General features: G+C 69.2%; 19 protein-coding genes and 1 tRNA gene. 8 read left to right on the top strand and 12 right to left on the bottom strand.

Annotation, left to right across the window (positions count from 1 at the left end; genetic code table 11):
- Positions 1-262: 262 nt before the first annotated feature.
- The 4 genes from ABD817_RS04205 to ABD817_RS04190 form a co-directional block, all read right to left on the bottom strand.
- Entirely contained in the window at positions 263-499 is a 237-nt protein-coding gene (locus ABD817_RS04205; protein ID WP_344915111.1) for a hypothetical protein, read from the bottom strand.
- A 315-nt stretch (positions 500-814) separates the two neighbouring features.
- Positions 815-1,201 (bottom strand): hypothetical protein, encoded by a 387-nt coding sequence (locus ABD817_RS04200; RefSeq protein ID WP_329088464.1) that lies wholly within the window; start codon positions 1,199-1,201, stop codon positions 815-817.
- Between the two features lie 3 nt (positions 1,202-1,204).
- Positions 1,205-1,627 (bottom strand): hypothetical protein, encoded by a 423-nt coding sequence (locus ABD817_RS04195; RefSeq protein ID WP_344915108.1) that lies wholly within the window; start codon positions 1,625-1,627, stop codon positions 1,205-1,207.
- Positions 1,628-1,684: 57 nt separating this feature from the next.
- Positions 1,685-2,473 carry a hypothetical protein gene (locus ABD817_RS04190; protein WP_344915106.1) on the bottom strand — a complete coding sequence of 263 codons (789 nt, stop codon included), beginning with the start codon at positions 2,471-2,473 and terminating at the stop codon, positions 1,685-1,687.
- Positions 2,474-2,584: 111 nt separating this feature from the next.
- Here ABD817_RS04190 and ABD817_RS04185 point away from each other — a divergent pair, with 111 nt between their 5' ends.
- Together ABD817_RS04185 and ABD817_RS04180 are read left to right on the top strand one after the other, a co-directional pair.
- A complete protein-coding gene (locus ABD817_RS04185) occupies positions 2,585-3,169 on the top strand; it encodes a cadmium resistance transporter (RefSeq protein ID WP_344915104.1) in 585 nt (194 codons plus the stop codon).
- A gap of 64 nt (positions 3,170-3,233) precedes the next feature.
- Positions 3,234-4,034, top strand: a complete 801-nt coding sequence (locus ABD817_RS04180; protein ID WP_344915102.1) for a PrsW family glutamic-type intramembrane protease — start codon at positions 3,234-3,236, stop codon at positions 4,032-4,034.
- Positions 4,035-4,087: 53 nt separating this feature from the next.
- On the opposite strand, the gene ABD817_RS04175 is transcribed toward ABD817_RS04180, so the two are convergent.
- The 3 genes from ABD817_RS04175 to ABD817_RS04165 all read right to left on the bottom strand — a co-directional run bounded on the left by ABD817_RS04175 (position 4,088) and on the right by ABD817_RS04165 (position 7,050).
- On the bottom strand, positions 4,088-4,987 hold the full coding sequence (locus ABD817_RS04175) for a TIGR03943 family putative permease subunit (RefSeq protein WP_344915100.1): 900 nt from the start codon (positions 4,985-4,987) through the stop codon (positions 4,088-4,090).
- A gap of 100 nt (positions 4,988-5,087) precedes the next feature.
- Complete coding sequence (locus ABD817_RS04170; RefSeq protein WP_344915098.1) at positions 5,088-6,152, bottom strand: permease; 1,065 nt, start codon at positions 6,150-6,152, stop codon at positions 5,088-5,090.
- Between the two features lie 34 nt (positions 6,153-6,186).
- Entirely contained in the window at positions 6,187-7,050 is an 864-nt protein-coding gene (locus ABD817_RS04165) for an NUDIX hydrolase (RefSeq protein WP_344915096.1), read from the bottom strand.
- Positions 7,051-7,209: 159 nt separating this feature from the next.
- Here ABD817_RS04165 and ABD817_RS39545 point away from each other — a divergent pair, with 159 nt between their 5' ends.
- On the top strand, positions 7,210-8,316 hold the full coding sequence (locus ABD817_RS39545) for a DUF4328 domain-containing protein (protein ID WP_425583247.1): 1,107 nt from the start codon (positions 7,210-7,212) through the stop codon (positions 8,314-8,316).
- 200 nt (positions 8,317-8,516) lie between these two features.
- Here ABD817_RS39545 and ABD817_RS04150 read toward each other — a convergent pair whose 3' ends face one another.
- Both ABD817_RS04150 and ABD817_RS04145 read right to left on the bottom strand, forming a co-directional pair.
- Positions 8,517-9,302, bottom strand: a complete 786-nt coding sequence (locus ABD817_RS04150) for a M15 family metallopeptidase (protein ID WP_344915094.1) — start codon at positions 9,300-9,302, stop codon at positions 8,517-8,519.
- A 76-nt stretch (positions 9,303-9,378) separates the two neighbouring features.
- Complete coding sequence (locus tag ABD817_RS04145) at positions 9,379-10,281, bottom strand: helix-turn-helix domain-containing protein (protein WP_344915092.1); 903 nt, start codon at positions 10,279-10,281, stop codon at positions 9,379-9,381.
- 55 nt (positions 10,282-10,336) lie between these two features.
- On the opposite strand from ABD817_RS04145, the gene rplK reads away from it, so the two are divergent.
- Both rplK and ABD817_RS04135 read left to right on the top strand, forming a co-directional pair.
- Positions 10,337-10,771 carry a 50S ribosomal protein L11 gene (rplK, locus tag ABD817_RS04140; RefSeq protein WP_344915090.1) on the top strand — a complete coding sequence of 145 codons (435 nt, stop codon included), beginning with the start codon at positions 10,337-10,339 and terminating at the stop codon, positions 10,769-10,771.
- A gap of 380 nt (positions 10,772-11,151) precedes the next feature.
- Positions 11,152-12,324 (top strand): AAA family ATPase, encoded by a 1,173-nt coding sequence (locus tag ABD817_RS04135; protein WP_425581868.1) that lies wholly within the window; start codon positions 11,152-11,154, stop codon positions 12,322-12,324.
- Between the two features lie 119 nt (positions 12,325-12,443).
- Here the strand turns inward: ABD817_RS04135 and ABD817_RS04130 are convergent, their stop codons facing one another.
- Both ABD817_RS04130 and ABD817_RS04125 read right to left on the bottom strand, forming a co-directional pair.
- Positions 12,444-13,289 carry a MauE/DoxX family redox-associated membrane protein gene (locus ABD817_RS04130; protein ID WP_344915088.1) on the bottom strand — a complete coding sequence of 282 codons (846 nt, stop codon included), beginning with the start codon at positions 13,287-13,289 and terminating at the stop codon, positions 12,444-12,446.
- A 5-nt stretch (positions 13,290-13,294) separates the two neighbouring features.
- Entirely contained in the window at positions 13,295-14,245 is a 951-nt protein-coding gene (locus ABD817_RS04125) for a hypothetical protein (protein ID WP_344915086.1), read from the bottom strand.
- 296 nt (positions 14,246-14,541) lie between these two features.
- On the opposite strand from ABD817_RS04125, the gene ABD817_RS04120 reads away from it, so the two are divergent.
- On the top strand, positions 14,542-15,057 hold the full coding sequence (locus ABD817_RS04120) for a SigE family RNA polymerase sigma factor (protein WP_425583246.1): 516 nt from the start codon (positions 14,542-14,544) through the stop codon (positions 15,055-15,057).
- Between the two features lie 164 nt (positions 15,058-15,221).
- On the opposite strand, the gene ABD817_RS04115 is transcribed toward ABD817_RS04120, so the two are convergent.
- Entirely contained in the window at positions 15,222-15,725 is a 504-nt protein-coding gene (locus ABD817_RS04115; RefSeq protein WP_344915084.1) for a MarR family winged helix-turn-helix transcriptional regulator, read from the bottom strand.
- Positions 15,726-15,827: 102 nt separating this feature from the next.
- On the opposite strand from ABD817_RS04115, the gene ABD817_RS04110 reads away from it, so the two are divergent.
- The gene (locus ABD817_RS04110) at positions 15,828-16,391 is read left to right on the top strand and encodes a YceI family protein (RefSeq protein ID WP_344915082.1); all 564 of its coding nucleotides are present in this window, start codon (positions 15,828-15,830) and stop codon (positions 16,389-16,391) included.
- 272 nt (positions 16,392-16,663) lie between these two features.
- Positions 16,664-16,753: transfer RNA gene (locus ABD817_RS04105), tRNA-Ser, on the top strand.
- The last annotated feature ends 26 nt before the right edge of the window (positions 16,754-16,779 follow it).

Raw genomic sequence — 16,779 nt, 5'->3', positions numbered from 1 at the left:
GTCGGAGCTCCTCGTACTGGACGGGCTTGCGCCGGACGGGCGTGCACGTTTCCCTCACGAGTTCCCCGGTACGAACGGCGTATTCCCACGCGTACCCCGCGCGGGATACCCCCGTGGTTTACCTCGGTGGCGTACCTCCGGGACGTCCCCCACGGCGGGCCGCGGATCCGGGACCGGGCACGGTTGGCCCGGAGGCGGGCGCACCGGCGCGGGGACACCGGGACGCGGGGACAAGCGGGGCACGGGACACCTGGACGGATCCTCAGTACGAGGGTTCTGAAATTGATTCGGCCCGGTAGATGTCCATCGGCCCCTCTTCGTCCTCGTCCACGCCCACCTTCCTCAGCAGCAAAGTCCGGCTGCCGATTTTCAGGGAACGTTCGCCGTTGATCTCCGTGGACGCGAACACCGTGACCGTGTGACCATGCATATCGCGCACCTGGTCGTATTCTGGTCCGTCAGGAATGTCTAGCTTGATGCGCCTCGTCTCGAACGTCACCCTCCCAGTGTGAAAGCCGCAGCCCCGAAAATCGATCGTGTGTACGACGATATTTGGCATCGTTTTTCGCTGAAAAAGTATGGGTGATGGGAATCCCACCCGTCGCCGACCGCCTGGACAGGGATCGGGCAGGGGGCGCCCACCCTCGCCCACGGCCGACCGGCCGAGTCGGGGCCGTCGACCGGGCCAGGCCGACGGGCCGAGCCAAGGTGACCGGCCGAGCCGGGGTGACCGCTCGAACCGGGCGGCGGAGCGCACCGGGCGAGCGGCCGAACCGGGAGCCGCCACGTCGGCACGCCTCCCGGCCGGGTCTCGCTACGGCAGGGGATCGATCCCGATGTTCTGGTCGTACTGGATGAGCTCCGCCCCGCGATCGGTGAGGATGGGCCATTTGGTGGCGCGGGCACACCAGATGACGTGTCCGGCCGTGATGTCGCGCGATCCGTCGAGGATCTCCGCGATGTCCCCCACCTTTCCGTGGGTGAAGTCGTCGATCTTCACACCGGGTGTCGTGACGAGCTCGAACAGCTCCACCTGGGTCGAGATCGGGGAGATGGACAGGACGGCCGCGAGGCTGGTCGCCGGGACGCATATCCCGCCACCACGGAAGAGACACATGGCGGCGACGCTCCGGGAGTATTCGGTCTTCGCCACCGCGATGTCGACGAGCGCGCTCACGTCGAGTACTCGACCGGGAAGCATGGTTCAACGCCTCCGGAAACGGCGAATGCCGATCTGGCCCCACTCCGCCTCGGAGAGCTGGTCGACCCCGAGGGAGTCGGCCGCCGTGTCGAGGTCTTCGCGATGCAGGTTCCAGCGGTGCATCAGGGTGATCACGTGGGGCTTGTTGCCTATCTCTCGCTGGACGGCCGCGTGGATCACATCGGCGACGCGGTTTCCGGTCAGTCGCGCCTTACGGGAAAGCGCCTCATAATCCGCTTTATCCAGCTCTATGGTGATAGTTGTGTCAGAAGCCGGTGCGCTGATTGTCCTTTGTCCTTCTCTGAGCTGGAGGTGTGCCAGCCACAGCGGAACCGAATCCGATTCTTGTCTGGCACCATCGTGATCGTTCGATGATGGTTTTTCCGATCCTGTGCCGTCTCGCCATGCCGGCATGGAGTGGGCCATGCGTTCGACAGTAGCCGTGAATTGTGGATTATGGCAGCACTTCCGGACCAAAGGTCATCACTCCAGGAACCCCGGCGGCTGAGTGGTGGGATTCGTCGGAACGGTGGGAACCAAGGGGTCACCGGGGTTCGCGGGCGCGGTGGGAGCACCGGGAACAGAGGGATCGGCGGGGTTCGTCGGAACGGTGGGAACACCGGGAACCGAGGGGTCCGCGGGACTGCTGGGGACAGTGGGATTGCCGGGAACAGTGGGATCGATGGGATTGGCAGGACCGGTGGGGGTGGGCGCGCCAGGGGTGGGGGTGACCGCGCCGCAGAATCCCATGGCCCGCCGCTGCTCGGCTATCCGGTCGACCGGCGCCTGGTAGGTGAGCCGCTCCTCGGCCGACGGCTCGTACCGCCACGTACCGCTCTCGAAGGCGAAGTCGAAGTCCGTCGCGTCGTCGAGCCGGGTCGCCTCGACCCGGGCGTTGTCGCCGGTGATCGTGACACCGGCGATGGTGAGCGGGGAGTTCGGCAGGATCGGCGGGCAGATCTCGAACAGCCTCACGTACTCCTCCCGCGCGATCAGCCCCTGCGCCTCGGTGGTCCACAGGTCCCAGAAGTCGCCGTACGACCCGCTGCTGTAGGCGTCGAGTGCCGGTTGGACGGCCTGGCGGACCGAGGTCTCCGAGTGCTCGCCGCCGGGCGTCGAGGACGTGCTCGGCGGTGACGAGGGTGGGTTGAACACCATGAAGACGGTGATGACGGTCCCGATGGCCAGGCCGACGGCCATGACGACCATCACGACCAGCCCCCGTCCCGTCTCACCCCGCGACGGCTGGCCGTACTGCGGCGGATAGCCCACGTGCGGTCTCCGAGGGACTGGCAAGAGCGGATGAAAGTGATCATAACGCCCGTAGCTCTCGGCTGACCACGCTCGTCGCGCACCAGGAGGGAGAGCCGACATAATGCGCGCGTGATTCAAACGATCGGTACGGCCGCCGCCGTCTTCGCCGGTACCAACGTGGACGACATCATCATTCTGACGGTGCTCTTCCTGGCGTGCAGGGCGGGTGGCGTTCCCCGCCCCTGGCAGATCGTCACGGGCCAGTACGCGGGCATCGCCGCGCTGGTGGCCGTCTCGGCCGCGGCGGCCCTCGGGCTCGCCGTGATACCGGACCGCTGGGTGGGGCTGCTCGGCCTGGTGCCGTTCGGCCTGGGGGTGTGGGGTCTGGTCAAAGCTAGGAGGGCCGGGAGGGACGGTGACGGCGAGGCGCCCCGGGTCGCCTCGGGGGTGCTCTCGATCGCGGGGGTGACCATCGCGAACGGGGCCGACAACATCTCCGTCTACACCCCGCTGTTCCGCACGATCGGACCGGCGTCCAGTGCCGTCACGGTGGCCGTGTTCGCGGTGCTCGTCGCGGTCTGGTGCGTGGCGGCCTCCTGGCTCGGGTCGCACAAGAAGGTCATCGCCCTGGTGGAGCGGACGGGCGCGTGGCTGGTGCCCGTGGTGTTCGTGGTCATCGGTGCTGTGATCGTCGCGGAGTCGATGTTTAGATAAATATGGACATTTCCCCCGAATCCAGGGCATATGTGCTGGGGAATTACTTACCATGCGAGACCATATGCGCTTCTATCGGCATCGATGGTTCAAGGCGTGGATCGCCCTGATCGCTCTGTCCTTCTCGCTCATCGCCATGATGCAGGTGGCCGGTAACCAGGCCGTCCTCCCTGCAGCCTTCTTCTACGGGGCCTCGGCCGGGCCCATCGCGCTCCTGCTCGCCGTCCACGACCGTATCCACATCGCCACCAGCGTGCCGGCCATGACGCTGGCGGGCATGTTCCTGTTCGGCGGCGGTGTCGCGCTCCTGCTCGGCGGCTACTTCGACGCGCTCCTCATCTCCGAGAAGAACAGCAACTCGATCCTGCGGGTCGGATGGATCGAGGAACCCGCGAAACTCGTCCCGCCCCTCGCGGTCGCGCTCACCGGCCGCCACCTCACCAAGGCCGCGGGGGTCGCCCTCGGCCTGGCCTGCGCGACCGGATTCGCGATCATGGAGTCGATGGCCTACGCCTGGAAGAGCATCGCCAACCACGACGGCGCCCTGGGCGCGGGCACGGTCCTCCTCCTGCGCGGCCTCAGCACCCCCTTCAGCCACCTCGTCTGGACCGGCCTGGTCTGCGCGGTGGCCTTCGGCGTCTGGCAGGTCCGGGGCCGCGCCGTCCTCACCCTCCCCATCGTCGTCGCCTTCGTCACGGCGGCCATGCTCCACTCGCTCAGCGACGGGTTGCTCATCCTGGACATCCCCCGACCGGCCAGGCTGCTCTTCATCGTCGTCGCGGTGACGAGTTACTGGCTGTTCCACCGGGCCACCCGGAATCTGAAACCGGTGCCGATTCCGCAACCGGAGCCGGCCCGCGCCTGACTCCTTCGGCCGTACGGGCGGGCGGGAGCGATCTGGGCCTCGGTATACCCGGCCTACTCGTACTGCTCGTCGGGGGGATCGACCCTCGTGAGGCTCTTGCCGGTCATCTGCGGGTAGATGACCCCGTTGGGCATCGTGCCGAAGGTCTGCGGGATCCAGGTGCCGGTGACCTCGACCCAGGTGTCCGCCGGTGGTGCCTGGAGCCCCCTGACCGCGATCTTCAAGGGGAACGCGTCCGCGGCGCAGCAGGCGATCTGCATGCGCGTGACGTACCACTGCCCCTTCTTCTTCGCCGGTGTGACGAAGCCGGTGACCCTGACCTCGCGGCCGGTGAGGGATTTCTTGTCGTCGTCCCAGGCCCGGCCGATGAAGTCGCCGATGGTCATCTCGACGGCGCCGGTGCCGGTGAGTGGGGCGAAGGAGCTCAGGGTCTGGTCGCGGGGCGGCGGGGTGTCGTCCCGGGAGGCGGCGAACGAGCCCAGCGCGGGCGGCGCGATCAGGAAGATCGCGAACACCGGCAGGCACAGCAGCCACGCGACCCGAGGCCCACCGTGCGCGTGGTCGTGCCCGCTCTCCCGCGCGTGCCCGTCTTCGGGTGAGTTCCCGCTCTCCTGGGAGTCCCCGTCCTCCGGCGGATGCCCGCTCTCCCGGGAACTCCCGTTCTCCGGCGGATGCTCCTCCGCGTACGAATGCCCCTCCGCGTGCGGATGCCCGTCCCCATGTGAGTGCCCGTCCTCGTGCGAGCCGTGGTGCTCCTCCGCCGAGGTCTCCTTCGTCCGGCCCGCCTGGAACAGCCCGATGAGCCCGAGGATCACCAGCACCGCCCCGGCGCCGATCAGGAACGGCCGGAAGCCGGGTTTGACGTAGTTGAGATAGGTCGTGGAGAACGCCGAGATCCGGAGCACGGCGCAGCCCAGCAGGGTCAGGACGAGGTTCTGGGTCACACGGTTCATCGGGGGACGCGGGTTCCTTCCGCCGTGGTGGATCCCGGTGCCGGTCGGTCGGCGTACCCGGTGGCAGGGAGCGAGGGGGAGAACGGGACGAAGGGGTGTCTCACAGCAGCAGCCAGCCGAACACGGTGCTCACCAGGACGGCGAGGGCGAAGGTCACCGGGACGAACCTGACCGCGAAGGCCCTGCCGAACGTACCGGCCTGCAGCGCGATCAGCTTCAGGTCGACCATCGGCCCGACCACCAGGAAGGCCAGCTTCGCGGTCGGTGAGAACGCGGTCATCGAGGCGGCCACGAACGCGTCGGCCTCCGAGCAGATCGACAGCAGCACCGCCAGCAGCGCCATGACCAGGATGGCGAGCCACGGCACCTCGGCGATCGCGGTCAGCCACTCGCGGGGGACCGTGACGTTCAGCGTGGCCGCGGCGAGCCCGCCGACGATGAGGAACCCGCCCGCGTGCAGCAGGTCGTGCCGCATCGCCTCCCCGAACTGCACCCATTTCGGGCCGTCGCCCTGCGGCCGGGAAGGGATCCGCAGCCAGTCGGCGCGGCCGAACCTCAGCCAAAGCCAGCCGACCAGCACCGCCACGGTTATGGACGCGCCGAAGCGGGCCAGCACCATCATCGGCTGCCCGGGGAAGGCGACGGCGGTCGCGACCAGCACGATCGGGTTGATCGCGGGGGAGGCGAGCAGGAACGCCAGCGCGGCGGCGGGGGTCACCCCCCTGGCCATCAGCCCCGACGCGACCGGGACGGACGCGCACTCGCACCCCGGCAGCACCGCCCCCGCCATCCCGGCGACCGGTACGGCGGCGGCCGGGCTTCTCGGCAGCGCCCTGGTCCAGAACGACGCCGGGACGAACGCCGTGATCGCCGCCGACAGCGCCACCCCGAACACCAGGAACGGCAGCGCCTGCACGCAGATCGCCACGAAGATCGTCGCCCACGTCTGGAGCGCGGGCGCCGTCAGGTGCGGCGCGAGCGCGAAACGCCCCACCACCAGCAGGACGACGACGAGCGCGAACCCCCACGGCAGGGCACGGTTCGCGGAACCCGTACGTCCCTGGGAAGCGGAACCCGTACGTCCCCAGGAATCCGGGGGGACCTGGCTCTCGTCATCGGTCCAGGGACTCCGCGGGCCGGTTCGAAGCTCGGACACGCGCCTCATCGTGCCATATCGCTCCGATGTTTCACATGGAACATCACAACTGCGCCAGCAGCCACCGGGGTCCGGCGGTCTCGGCACCCAGTCGCGTGACCCGCTCGCGCAGCCCCCGGTCGGCGGTGACGACCAGGACGCGCTCCCAGGGGCGGGTGTCCCGTACGGCCTGGACGATGGCGTCGTCCCCGCTCCCCGGCGCGGCGATCACGGAGACTCCGGGCACGGAGGCGGTGCCGCGGGCGGCGCCCTCGACGACCGCGGTCAGCCGGGGGAACCAGCGTGCCAGCGCCGGGACGCGGTCGGGCGCGGCCCACCGGCCGTCGGCGGCACGCGCGCCGACCTCGGCGAGCAGCTTGGCCGCCGCCCCCGCACGATCCCTCCACCAGCCGTGCTCGGCGCGGGCGCCCACGATGTTGGCGACGTCGAGGACGACGAGGGAGGGGGTGAGCGCGAGGCCGACGACCGGCCAGGTCGCGGCGAAGCCGGGGTGGAGGTTCTTGGTGGCGATCTCCTCGGCGGGGACCCAGCGCAGGTCGTCGCTCTCGGCGTTGGCGGGGATCGCGCGCAGCAGCTCGGAGGCCTCGGCGATCACGGTGTCGAAGGACCAGCCGCCGTGGTCGTCGAGGTAGACGCCCTGGACCCGCAGGCCGGTGCCGTCCAGCGCGGCCTCCTCGAAAGCCTCGCGCAGGGCGGTCGCGACCGCGTCCTCGTGGCTGTCGCGGGCGCCGCCCGGCAGGCCCCAGGTGCCGCCGTGGTGGCTCCACGCGGAACGCTTCTGCATCAGGACGCGGGGCCCGTCCTCGGCGTCGTGGTGGACGGCGAGCAAACCGGCCGCGCCGTACACCCCCCAGTGCCGGTGCCCGAGATCGCACCGAGCCCACCCGTCCCCGTCCCCGGCCGTCATGGACCAATGATGCCTCAGGGCCCGGTCACGCACTCCCCGTCCCCCGGCCACCGGGAAGATGCCGGTGATGGAGGGGACAACCAGCAGGTAGAAAAACGTTCATGGTGCTATGCCCTGATCCGGCATACTGGCCGTTTTGATCCTCGTTGAAGGACTCCCATGTACCCGAACGCGCTTTTCGCGCCTGTTCGCTTCCTGCGGCCGGTCCGCGCGTTCGCGACCGTCGCCCTCACCCTGATCGCGCTGACCTCCGTCGCCTCCGCCGGCACCTCGGCGATGCGGCTCCTCTACCGGGAGAGCTGGTCGTGGCGGACGGTCTACGAGTGGAACGCCGTGTACGCGCTGCTCCTCTCCCCGGTCATCCTTCTTTTCTGGGTCCTTCACCTGCTGACGGGCATCGCCTTCGTGTGCTGGCTGTTCCGCGCCCGGAACAACGCGCACGCGATCTCCCCCGGGGTCTTCCACAGGTACGCCGCGCCGTACCTGGTGTTCGGGTGGATCGCTCCCATCGCCAACCTGTTCGTCCCCAAGGGGGTCGTCGACGACATCCTGACCACCTCCCGGCCCGGCGGGCTGCGGCCGGGAACCGACCTCTACCGGGGACGCCGCTCGGGGCTGGTCTGGGCGTGGTGGCTGGCGTGGCTGCTGTGGACGGTGCTGGAGACGGCGTCCATGGCGCTGGGGAACGCGGACCTCACCGTTCTGGAGACCGTCGCCCTGGTCGTCTGCGTCCCGCTGCCGATCGTCGCGGGCCTGCTCGCCGCCCGGGTCATCCTGACGATCACCAATCTTCAGGAGACCGTCCGTGCCGATCTGACGGCGGGGGCAGGGCCCCGGGGAAGGCTCGGGCCGCCCGTGGGGTCCTATCTCGGCCTCACCACCCTCGTCGTGCGTGACTACGACGAAGCCCTCGGCTTCTACCTCCACGTCCTCGGCTTCGAGCTCCTGGAGGACACGCCGCTGGGTGACGGCAAGCGCTGGGTCACCGTCCGCCCGCGCGGTGCCCGGGAGACGGCGCTGCTGCTCGCACGCGCCGACGGTTCGGAGCAGGAGGCCCGGGTCGGCGACCAGACCGGTGGCAGGGTCGGCCTCTTCCTCCACACCGACGACTTCGCCCGCGACTACGAGCATCTGCTGTCGGCGGGCGTCGTCTTCGAGGAGGCCCCGCGGAGCGAGCCCTACGGCCGGGTCGTCGTCTTCCTGGACCTGTACGGCAATCGCTGGGACCTGCTCCAGCCCGCCGACGTCTCACCGGCGTACGGCTGACCCGGACAGACCCGCCGGGATCTCGACGGTGCATGGCCGAGCCGGGGCCGCCCCGTCGGGGTCTCGTCGGTGTACGGCTGAACCAGGATCGGCGTCGGGGTCTCGTCGGTGTACGGCTGAGCGCGGGCCCGGCCCGCCGGTGTCCCTGCTGCCCCGCTGCCCAGAACGGCCCCGTCACCGGACGAGCGCCTCCCCGGGGCTCAGTTCCCGCCCTTGGAGAAGTGCTGGTAGTCCTTGATGCCGGACCAGTAGCCGCCCCACTCCCAGCCTCGCTGCTGGAAGGCCTTGACCACGCGATCGCCCGGGTTGATCACTCCGGGAGCCCGTACGGGGCGCTTGAAGAACTCGCGGGCGTTCTTGTGGGACCCCGTGCCGTTGGCGTATATGTACGGGTTCTCGCGCGGGTTGATGTCGACGGCCAGGCCGTAGGCGTGCTTGGACCAGCTGCTCGACCCCTCCGCGGGGCGGCAGTTGAAGGCCGAGGTGTTGTCGGCGTCGATCGAGGCGAAGTCGTCGGCCTTGTAGGCGTCGACGAGCCGCATCTTGTAGATCGGCCAGCGCCAGTCGTACAGGCGGTGGAAGACGGAGACGATGTCGTCGGTCGCGGTCTTGTTCACGACCAGCTCGCCGGTGTGCGGCTTGTCGTCGAAGCCCCAGTAGGTCATCGTGATCAGCCGCAGGTCGCCGACCGGGACCGGGCATCCGGGCCGCCACGAGTATTCGAGCCGTTCACGGGCGACCCGGGAGACCTTCGCGGAGAACTTCGGCGGCCCCGTCGGGGTCGGCGACGCCGTGGTGGGCGGGCTGGTCGGCGGCGTCACGACGGTCGGCTCCGGGGCGGCCACCTCGGTGACGGGCGAGGACGCCGAGATCGGCGCCGAGGTGACCGGAGGCGCGGCCGGGGCGGGCCCGGGGGTGGCCGTACCGCACGAGGCCGCCGCCAGGCAGCCGGCGGCTGTCGCGAGCGCGGCCCGAGTACGGGTCATGATTTTGAAGCCTGACACGAGTCGCCCCCTCAGAAAAAACGGACAAAAGCGACAAAAAGCTAGTGTAGATGATTGATTACCCGAGGTGAGAGGCGGTCGCGGCGGCGATCCACTCGTGGGCGATCACGGGTTCCGGTGGCCAGGGGGTGCCGTTGATCACGGCCACCAGCTCCCAGTATCGCCCGGCGCGCGGGTCGTGTTCCGCGTAGTCCCGGACGATCGACTCCGGAGTGCGCCGCTGGGCCCCGGCCAGGAGCGCGACGATCCCGGCCGCGATGGGCGCGGCGGCCTCCGACTCCGGGGCCACGCCGTCCCGCGTCGCGGCCAGCGCCGTCTCCGTGGCCAGGGTGTTGGCCTCGTGCCAGGCCGCCAGGTCGATCCCGTCGGCGTTCGCCCAGAAGTCGCCGCCCATCTCGCGCAGGGAGGCGCGGAAGTCGTCGTCGGCGAGCAACTCGGTCAGCTCCAGCCAGGCGTCGAGCTGCTCGATGCCCGGCTCGTCGGGCAGGTCGGGCACCATGGCCGCGCGCAGGCCGCCGAGCCACTCCTGCCTGGCGGCGTTCTCCCCGGCGACGTCGTCGACGAACTCGTTCACCAGCGCGGCCGTCTCCGCCGCGCCGAGCCGCCCGAGGGCGTTGAGCCGGCGCAGGTCGTCGTCGGCCGGTTCGTCCCGCTCCAGCGTGGCCCTGAGCACCGCCCGGGTCCGCTGCAGCGCCCTGATCTGCGTCTCCACCGTACGAAGGTGCAGGGAGAGCACCTCGCCCAGGTCGCGGTCGCCGAGAGATCTGATGGTCGCCAGGTCGACGCCGATCTCGCGCAGCGTCCTGACGAGCTCCAGCCGCCCCCGGTCCTCGTCGCCGTAGAGGCGGTAGCCGCTCCGGGTGCGGCCGCGCTCGGGGAGCACCCCGATGTCGGAGTAGAACCGGATCGTCTTCACCGGCAGCCCGGAGAGTCTGGCGAGCTGTCCGATCGTGTAGCTCATGGCGGTGATTATTCCGTTTGAGTCTCCAGTAACGGGAGACTTTAGCTTGACGGGCATGTCGAACGTGTCGAAGAAGAAGGTCAGCCGGATCGCCAAACTCCAGCTCCCTGCGGGTGAGGCCGGTCCCGCCACCGTGGGCAAGGACCTGGGCCCGCTGGGCCTGAACCTCATGGAGTTCTGCCGCCAGTACAACGCGGCCACCCAGGACCGGCGGGGGTTCGTCGTCCCCGTCGTCGTCACCGTGTTCGAGGACCGCTCGTTCGAGCTGGCGATCAAGATGCCCACCACGGCCTCGCTGATCCGCCGGGTGATCGGCCTGGACGGGGGCAGCCCCCGCCCCGGGCACCAGGTGGCGGGCACGGTCACCCGTGCGCAGCTGCGAGAGGTCGCGAGGACCAAGCTGCCCGACCTCAACACCGCCGACCTCGACCAGGCCGAGAAGATCGTCGCAGGCACCGCGCGCTCGATGGGCCTGACCGTCCGGGACTGAGCCCTGTACGGCCCTGCCTTACGGCCCTCTACGTAAGCGCTTTACGGCCCTCCACGTCAGCGGGGTCCGGTGCGGCTTACGACCGGTTTCGTGGTTGCTTGGCGTGGGAGCCCACATTCCTTGGGGAGGCTTTTCATCGAAACGTATCGCGCCTGTGTTCGAACCCGCGCTACAGTCGTGGGCACGGGATCGAACACGGGTTCGGGCTGACGTTCTCGCAGGTGAAGGGGTGTGCCATGACGATGCTCGCGGTGCCGCCGACGGCGTGCCCCCCGCTCCCTCGCCCGCGGGTGGAGCGCGGCGCGACACGCCGTAGCACTTTCTACGGAATTCTAAGCCGGCCGCTATATCCCGTCATAAAGTCCGAGAGCGTGGACCCCGTGCGCAATCCCTACGCTCCCGGTGCCGGACAGCGCCCCCCGGAGCTCGCCGGTCGTGACCGCGAGCTACAGCAGTTCGAGATCGTCCTGGAACGGGTGGCCCGAGGGCGCCCCGAGCGCAGCATGGTGGTCACCGGGCTGCGCGGCGTGGGCAAGACCGTTCTGCTCAACACCTTCAAGTCGATGGCCATGCAGCGGCTGTGGGGCACCGGCAAGATCGAGGCCAGGCCCGACCAGTCGATCCGGCGCCCGGTGGCCGCCGCCCTGCACATGGCGGTCAGGGAGCTGGCCCCGAGGCATCGGGCGCCCGAGCGCATCGAGGAGTTCCTCGGTGTGCTCAAGGCGTTCGCGATGCGCGACCCGTCCGCGGCCAAGGGCACCTCGCACTGGTCGCCCGCGATCGACGTGCCCGCCGGCCGGGGGCGCGCCGACTCCGGAGACCTGGAGATCGACCTCACCGAACTGTTCGTCGACGCCGCCGCGGTCGCCACCGACCTGGGTGTCGGCATCGCGCTGTTCATCGACGAGATGCAGGACGTGCAGGCCCCCGACGTCTCGGCGCTCTGCGCGGCCTGCCACGAGCTCTCCCAGAGCGGCGGCCCGCTGATCGTGGTCGGCGCCGGGCTGCCGCACCTGCCCAGCGTGCTGTCGGCGAGCAAGAGCTACTCCGAGCGGCTCTTCCGCTACGCCAGGATCGACCGCCTCGACCGTGAGGCTGCCGACCTGGCGCTCATCGCCCCGGCCGAGAGCGAGGGCGTGGAGTTCACCCAGGACGCCCTCGACGCCCTCTACGTCGCCGCCGACGGCTACCCCTACTTCGTCCAGGCGTACGGCAAGGTCGCCTGGGACCTGGCGCTGCGCAGCCCGATCACCGCCGACGACATCAGGGTCTCCGCGCCGGAGGCCGAGGAGGAGCTCGCGGTCGGCTTCTTCGGCAGCCGCTACGAGCGGGCCACCCCCGCCGAGCGCGACTACATGCACGCCATGGCCGCCATCGGTGACGAGCCCGTCGCCACCGCCGAGGTGGCCGAGGGGCTCGGCCGCAAGCCGTCGAGTCTCTCCCCGGCCCGCGACAGCCTCATCAAGAAGGGCCTGATCTACAGCGCGGAACGCGGGCTGATCGCGTTCACCGTCCCGCACTTCGGAAAATTCCTGCGGTCACAACCGGTCTGACTGAACACTTGTTCGATATAGTGTGGAGGAGCCCCTAGCCCTCTATATGGCTCTCTAGTGGGGAAGCTAGAGAGCCATATAGAGCTCAATCGTGCTGCCCTAGAAAAATCTAGGGCTCTCTAGCGTCCAGCCGATATCGGCAGAGATTCCGGCAGAGACTCCGTCTGCACCGGCTGCCCGTCCGAGCCGACCATGGCGACCCGCACCGCCGGGTGCCGTCCGCTCAGATAGACCGCGAAGACCACGTCGACGGGGGCGCCCGCGTGGCTGGTCCCCGGATAGACGAAGAACCGCCAGCACAGCTCCCGCCAGCTGTCGACCGGGTCCTTGCTCGACAGCAGGCCCGCGTGCGAGCGCCAGGCCGTGCTCGACCGCAGCCGTCCGAGCGCGGTGGCCGGGTCGAGGCGGCGCTGCTCGCAGGGCGCCCGATAGCGCAGCCTGGCGATCGTCTCCTCGATCTCCGGCGAGAGCGCGGCGAGCAGCAGCAGCCCCGCGAGCGCGGACGGCACGTGTGTCCACGTCAGACCCGCCATCGACTCCCAGCCGGGGATCGCCGGAGTCCAGACCAGTCCCACGGCCATGGCCGTCAGCACCATGGTGCGGCCCAGCGACCGCCGTCCCACCGGGACCGCGCTCACCTCGCCGAAGCAGCCGCAGCCCGCGTCCGGGCGGCGGCGCCGCAGCTCCCACAGGACGTAGGTGGAGATCGCGAAGAACCCGGCGGTTCCCCACCGGAAGAACGGATGGCCGGTCAGCAGCAGCCCGCTCGCCAGGAACAACTCCCCGAGCGCGCAGCCCAGCATCGCGGGCGCGCGCCAGCGCTCGGGCACCAGCACGGCCGGTCCCAGCCTGCTCAGCATGCCCGGCTCGACCTCGCGCGTGACCGTTCCGATCTTCGCGACCGTGCCCGCCGCCAGCAGCAGGAACACGATCGGCAACTGCGCGGCGGCGATCGTCGTCAGCATCTGTGTCACCCCATTCCGAGCCGGGCGTTGAAGCACCCGGTGGTCAGGTCTCCGCCGAGTTCCACGAAGGAGCTCGGTGACAGTTCCAGAATCCGGCCGCGCGGAGAGGTGCCGCACTCCAGGCACCGGTCGCAGAACCGGCCGGCCAGGCAGCCGCACGCCACGATCGGCAGGACCGAGGTGCGTCCGGCGCACACGTTGCGCACGTTGAGCATCGACCCCAGCGCCAGGTACGGCAGCCCGGCGCAGGACACCCCGGTGTCGTCGCACGCCGTGTCGGCCCGCTCCAGCATGGGGTAGGCCACCCCCTGCTCCCCGTCGTCGAAGGTGTCCGACCAGGTGGCCGTGCCCGAGATCCGTGACTGCACGCCGATGTAGCCGGGGGGCGGCGGCGGCACGGCCGTCCACCGGTAGGGCGGCTGCGAGGTCGCGGGCAGCCGGGCCCGCGCCGTACCGTCCTCGCGGACCCCGATGGCGTCGAACAGGTAGCCGGGTTCGAACCGCGGATGCCTGACCCGCAGCCGCCCGGAGGAGCGGTAGGGGATGACGATCGTGCGCCTCCCGCGGTGCGGCCCGCAGTACAGCTCCACGGTGTGGTCCTTGCCCTCGGTGCCGATCGACTGGATCACCCCGGTGATCCTGGTGATGTCCGCCCAGATCCGGTCCACGACCCGGCCGGCCCGCAGCGCCCTGATGATCACATTGGAACCGGGGGAGAGGTCGGCGGGGCTGACGGCCTCGCCGCGCCAGGCGGTCGCCCACGGGGCGATGACGAGCCGCTCCTCGTCGCCCTCCGGGGTGTCGACGACGATCAGATGCGGGCTGACGTCGAGGATCGTGCCGCTGACCGCGTGGAAGGACTCACCGTCGGTGGGGAGGGGGCCCGGCTCCTGGACGGTCCGGCCAAGCGCGGCGGCCGCCAGCGTACGGCGGCGATCGGCGCTGCGATAGGGCATCGTCGCTCCCCAATTCTGCGAGGTGTCGCAGCCAGCGTCACACGCTTCGCGGAATCCCGCTGTCCGCTCCACGAATAATCACGGCAGGTGTCCAACCAGGTACTAAAGTTCCCCTCCCTGGTAGAACGCATTGGTGTCCACCCGATGACAAACCGCTATCTAATAGTTCTTGCGTGCTCCATCGCCCATCGAAGCCGATCTTTACCGTTGATGGGATGAAATATAGATTTCGGTTCAGCCGCAGTATGGGTTCTGACTGCGATTCTGGCCACCATACGCACCTGGAGCACAGGCTGGTGATCGCGGTGGCCGGCGGGACCGACGAGGAGTTCCGCGAGTATGTCCTTGCTCGCGGCCCGGCGCTGCTGCGTGCCGCCCACCGGCTCACCGGGCACCCGAGCGACGCCGAGGACCTGCTGCAGGCGGCACTGGTCAAGACCTACCTCGCCTGGGACCGCATCCAGGACCGTACCGCCCTGGACGGTTATGTACGCCGGGCGATGGTCAATATCAACATCTCCTGGTGGCGGCGGCGCAAGCTGGAGGAGTACCCGTCGGGCGAACTCCCCGAGCCGGTCGTCGCGAGCCGCCAGCACCTGCCCGAGAGTGTCGAGCAGGCCCTCGACCGGCTGCCCACCCGGATGCGGACCGCCGTCGTGCTGCGCTACTACGAGGACATGACCGAGCCGGAGATCGCGAAGGCGCTGGGCATCAGCGTCGGGACGGTCAAGAGCACGGTCTCCCGGGGGATGGCCAAACTCCGCGGTGACCTCACCCCCTCCGAGGCGCGACACCTGGAACCGCAGGTCTGACCCCTCTACCGGCTCTTTTCTCCGGCTTCCTGTCACTCCGTACGGACCCCGCCGGGCTTTCCGGGGGACCCACGGGGAACGTCGGCCCCTCCACGGTCCCCGTGATGAACGCGGCCTCCTCCGTACAGGGGGCCTTCTCCGTACGGGAGATTGGGATGGACGCGTCACTCGGACGGGATGAGCGCGGCCTCCTCCGGCCGGAAGTCCTCCGCCCCCGCGGTGGCGCACGGTCGTACGGCGTCGCGGATGGTCCTGAGGGTGCCGAGGAAGGCGCTGAGCTCGGCGGGGGGAAGGAGCCCGGTGAACCAGGTCTCGATGTCGATCAGGTGCTGAGGGAGGACGCCGCCGAGCCGGTCGGTGCCGGCCTCGGTGATGGCCGCGTAGGAGGCCCGCCGGTCGGTAGGACACGCCTGTCTCGTGACCAGCCCCTCGCGCTCCAGCCGGTCGACGACCCGGGTCGTCCCGCTCGTGGACAGGCCGGTCTGCGCCGCCAGGTCGCTCATGCGCAGCCGTCCCTGCGGTGAGCGCGCCAGCCTGATCAACGTCTCGAAGTCGATCTCTGAGAGCCCCGCGGCCGCGAAGGACTCATGTGCCTTCGCTGCGATACCGGTGTAGGCCTCGGCGAGGAGGCCCATCGCCGTCAGCCGGGAGTCGTCAAAGTGGTTCACGCTCCCACCCTATCCGACAGTAGTTGACGAGCGGAATATTCCTCGTGTAGAAATCTGTTGACGCAAGCATCCACTCAGCAAGCATCTCTTCGGGAGCAGAAAATGACCACTCGGACCTGGGAGAACCTTCAGATCCCCGCCCCGGGCACCTACGCCCTGGACGTCGCCCACACCCAGATCGGCTTCGTCGTCAAGCACATGATGGTGAGCAAGGTTCGCGGTCACTTCAACGAGTTCGCCGGCACCGTCACCATCGCCGAGAACCCGCTGGACTCCTCCGCGCAGCTCTCGATCAAGACCGCGAGCATCACCACCGGCGCTCCCGACCGCGACGGCCACCTGCGCAGCGACGACTTCCTCTCCGCTGAGAAGTTCCCCGAGCTGACCTTCCGCAGCACCCGCGTTCTCGGCCACTCCGGTGACGAGTTCACCCTCGTCGGCGACCTCACCATCCGTGACGTCACCAAGCCGGTCGAGCTCACCGTCGAGTATGGCGGCGCGGGCACCAACCCGTGGGGCCAGGACGTCTGGGGCTTCTCGATCAAGGCCGAGATCGACCGCGAGGAGTTCGGCCTGACCTGGAACCAGGCACTGGAGACCGGCGGCGTCCTCGTCGGCAAGAAGATCAAGATTGAGATCGAGGGCGAGGCCAACCCGGCCGCCTGATCTCCGTGACCACCCGAGGCCCCTCCCATCTCGCCAGGCGGCAAGGGGCCTCAATGGTGTTCACTTGGTGAGATGTAGCGTCTCGCAAACTGGGAATCCACAGGATTTCCGCCGTGCTCAGCTGCAGATTCCCCAGTTTGTCCACAGGGACGGGGAGAGTTATCCACCGCTTGTGGATAACTCTCCCCCAACTCTTGCCCGAGACGCGATCGTCAACCGCTTTGCCGCCTCGCCTGATGGCCGGTACTCTGTGCTGAGCCGAACGGCAACCAGGAGGCTTCGCCTAGTCAGGTCTATGGCGCCGCACTGCTAATGCGGTTTGGGTTTACCGCCCATCCGGGGTTCAAATCCCCGAGCCTCCGCAGCACAGAGGCCCTCTCCCGAGACA

The sequence above is a fragment of the Streptosporangium oxazolinicum genome, assembly GCF_039537505.1.
In the GTDB taxonomy this organism is placed as follows: Bacteria; Actinomycetota; Actinomycetes; order Streptosporangiales; family Streptosporangiaceae; genus Streptosporangium; species Streptosporangium oxazolinicum.
Note: the sequence above shows the minus strand (reverse complement) of the source record. Positions and strands in the feature narration are given on the sequence as shown.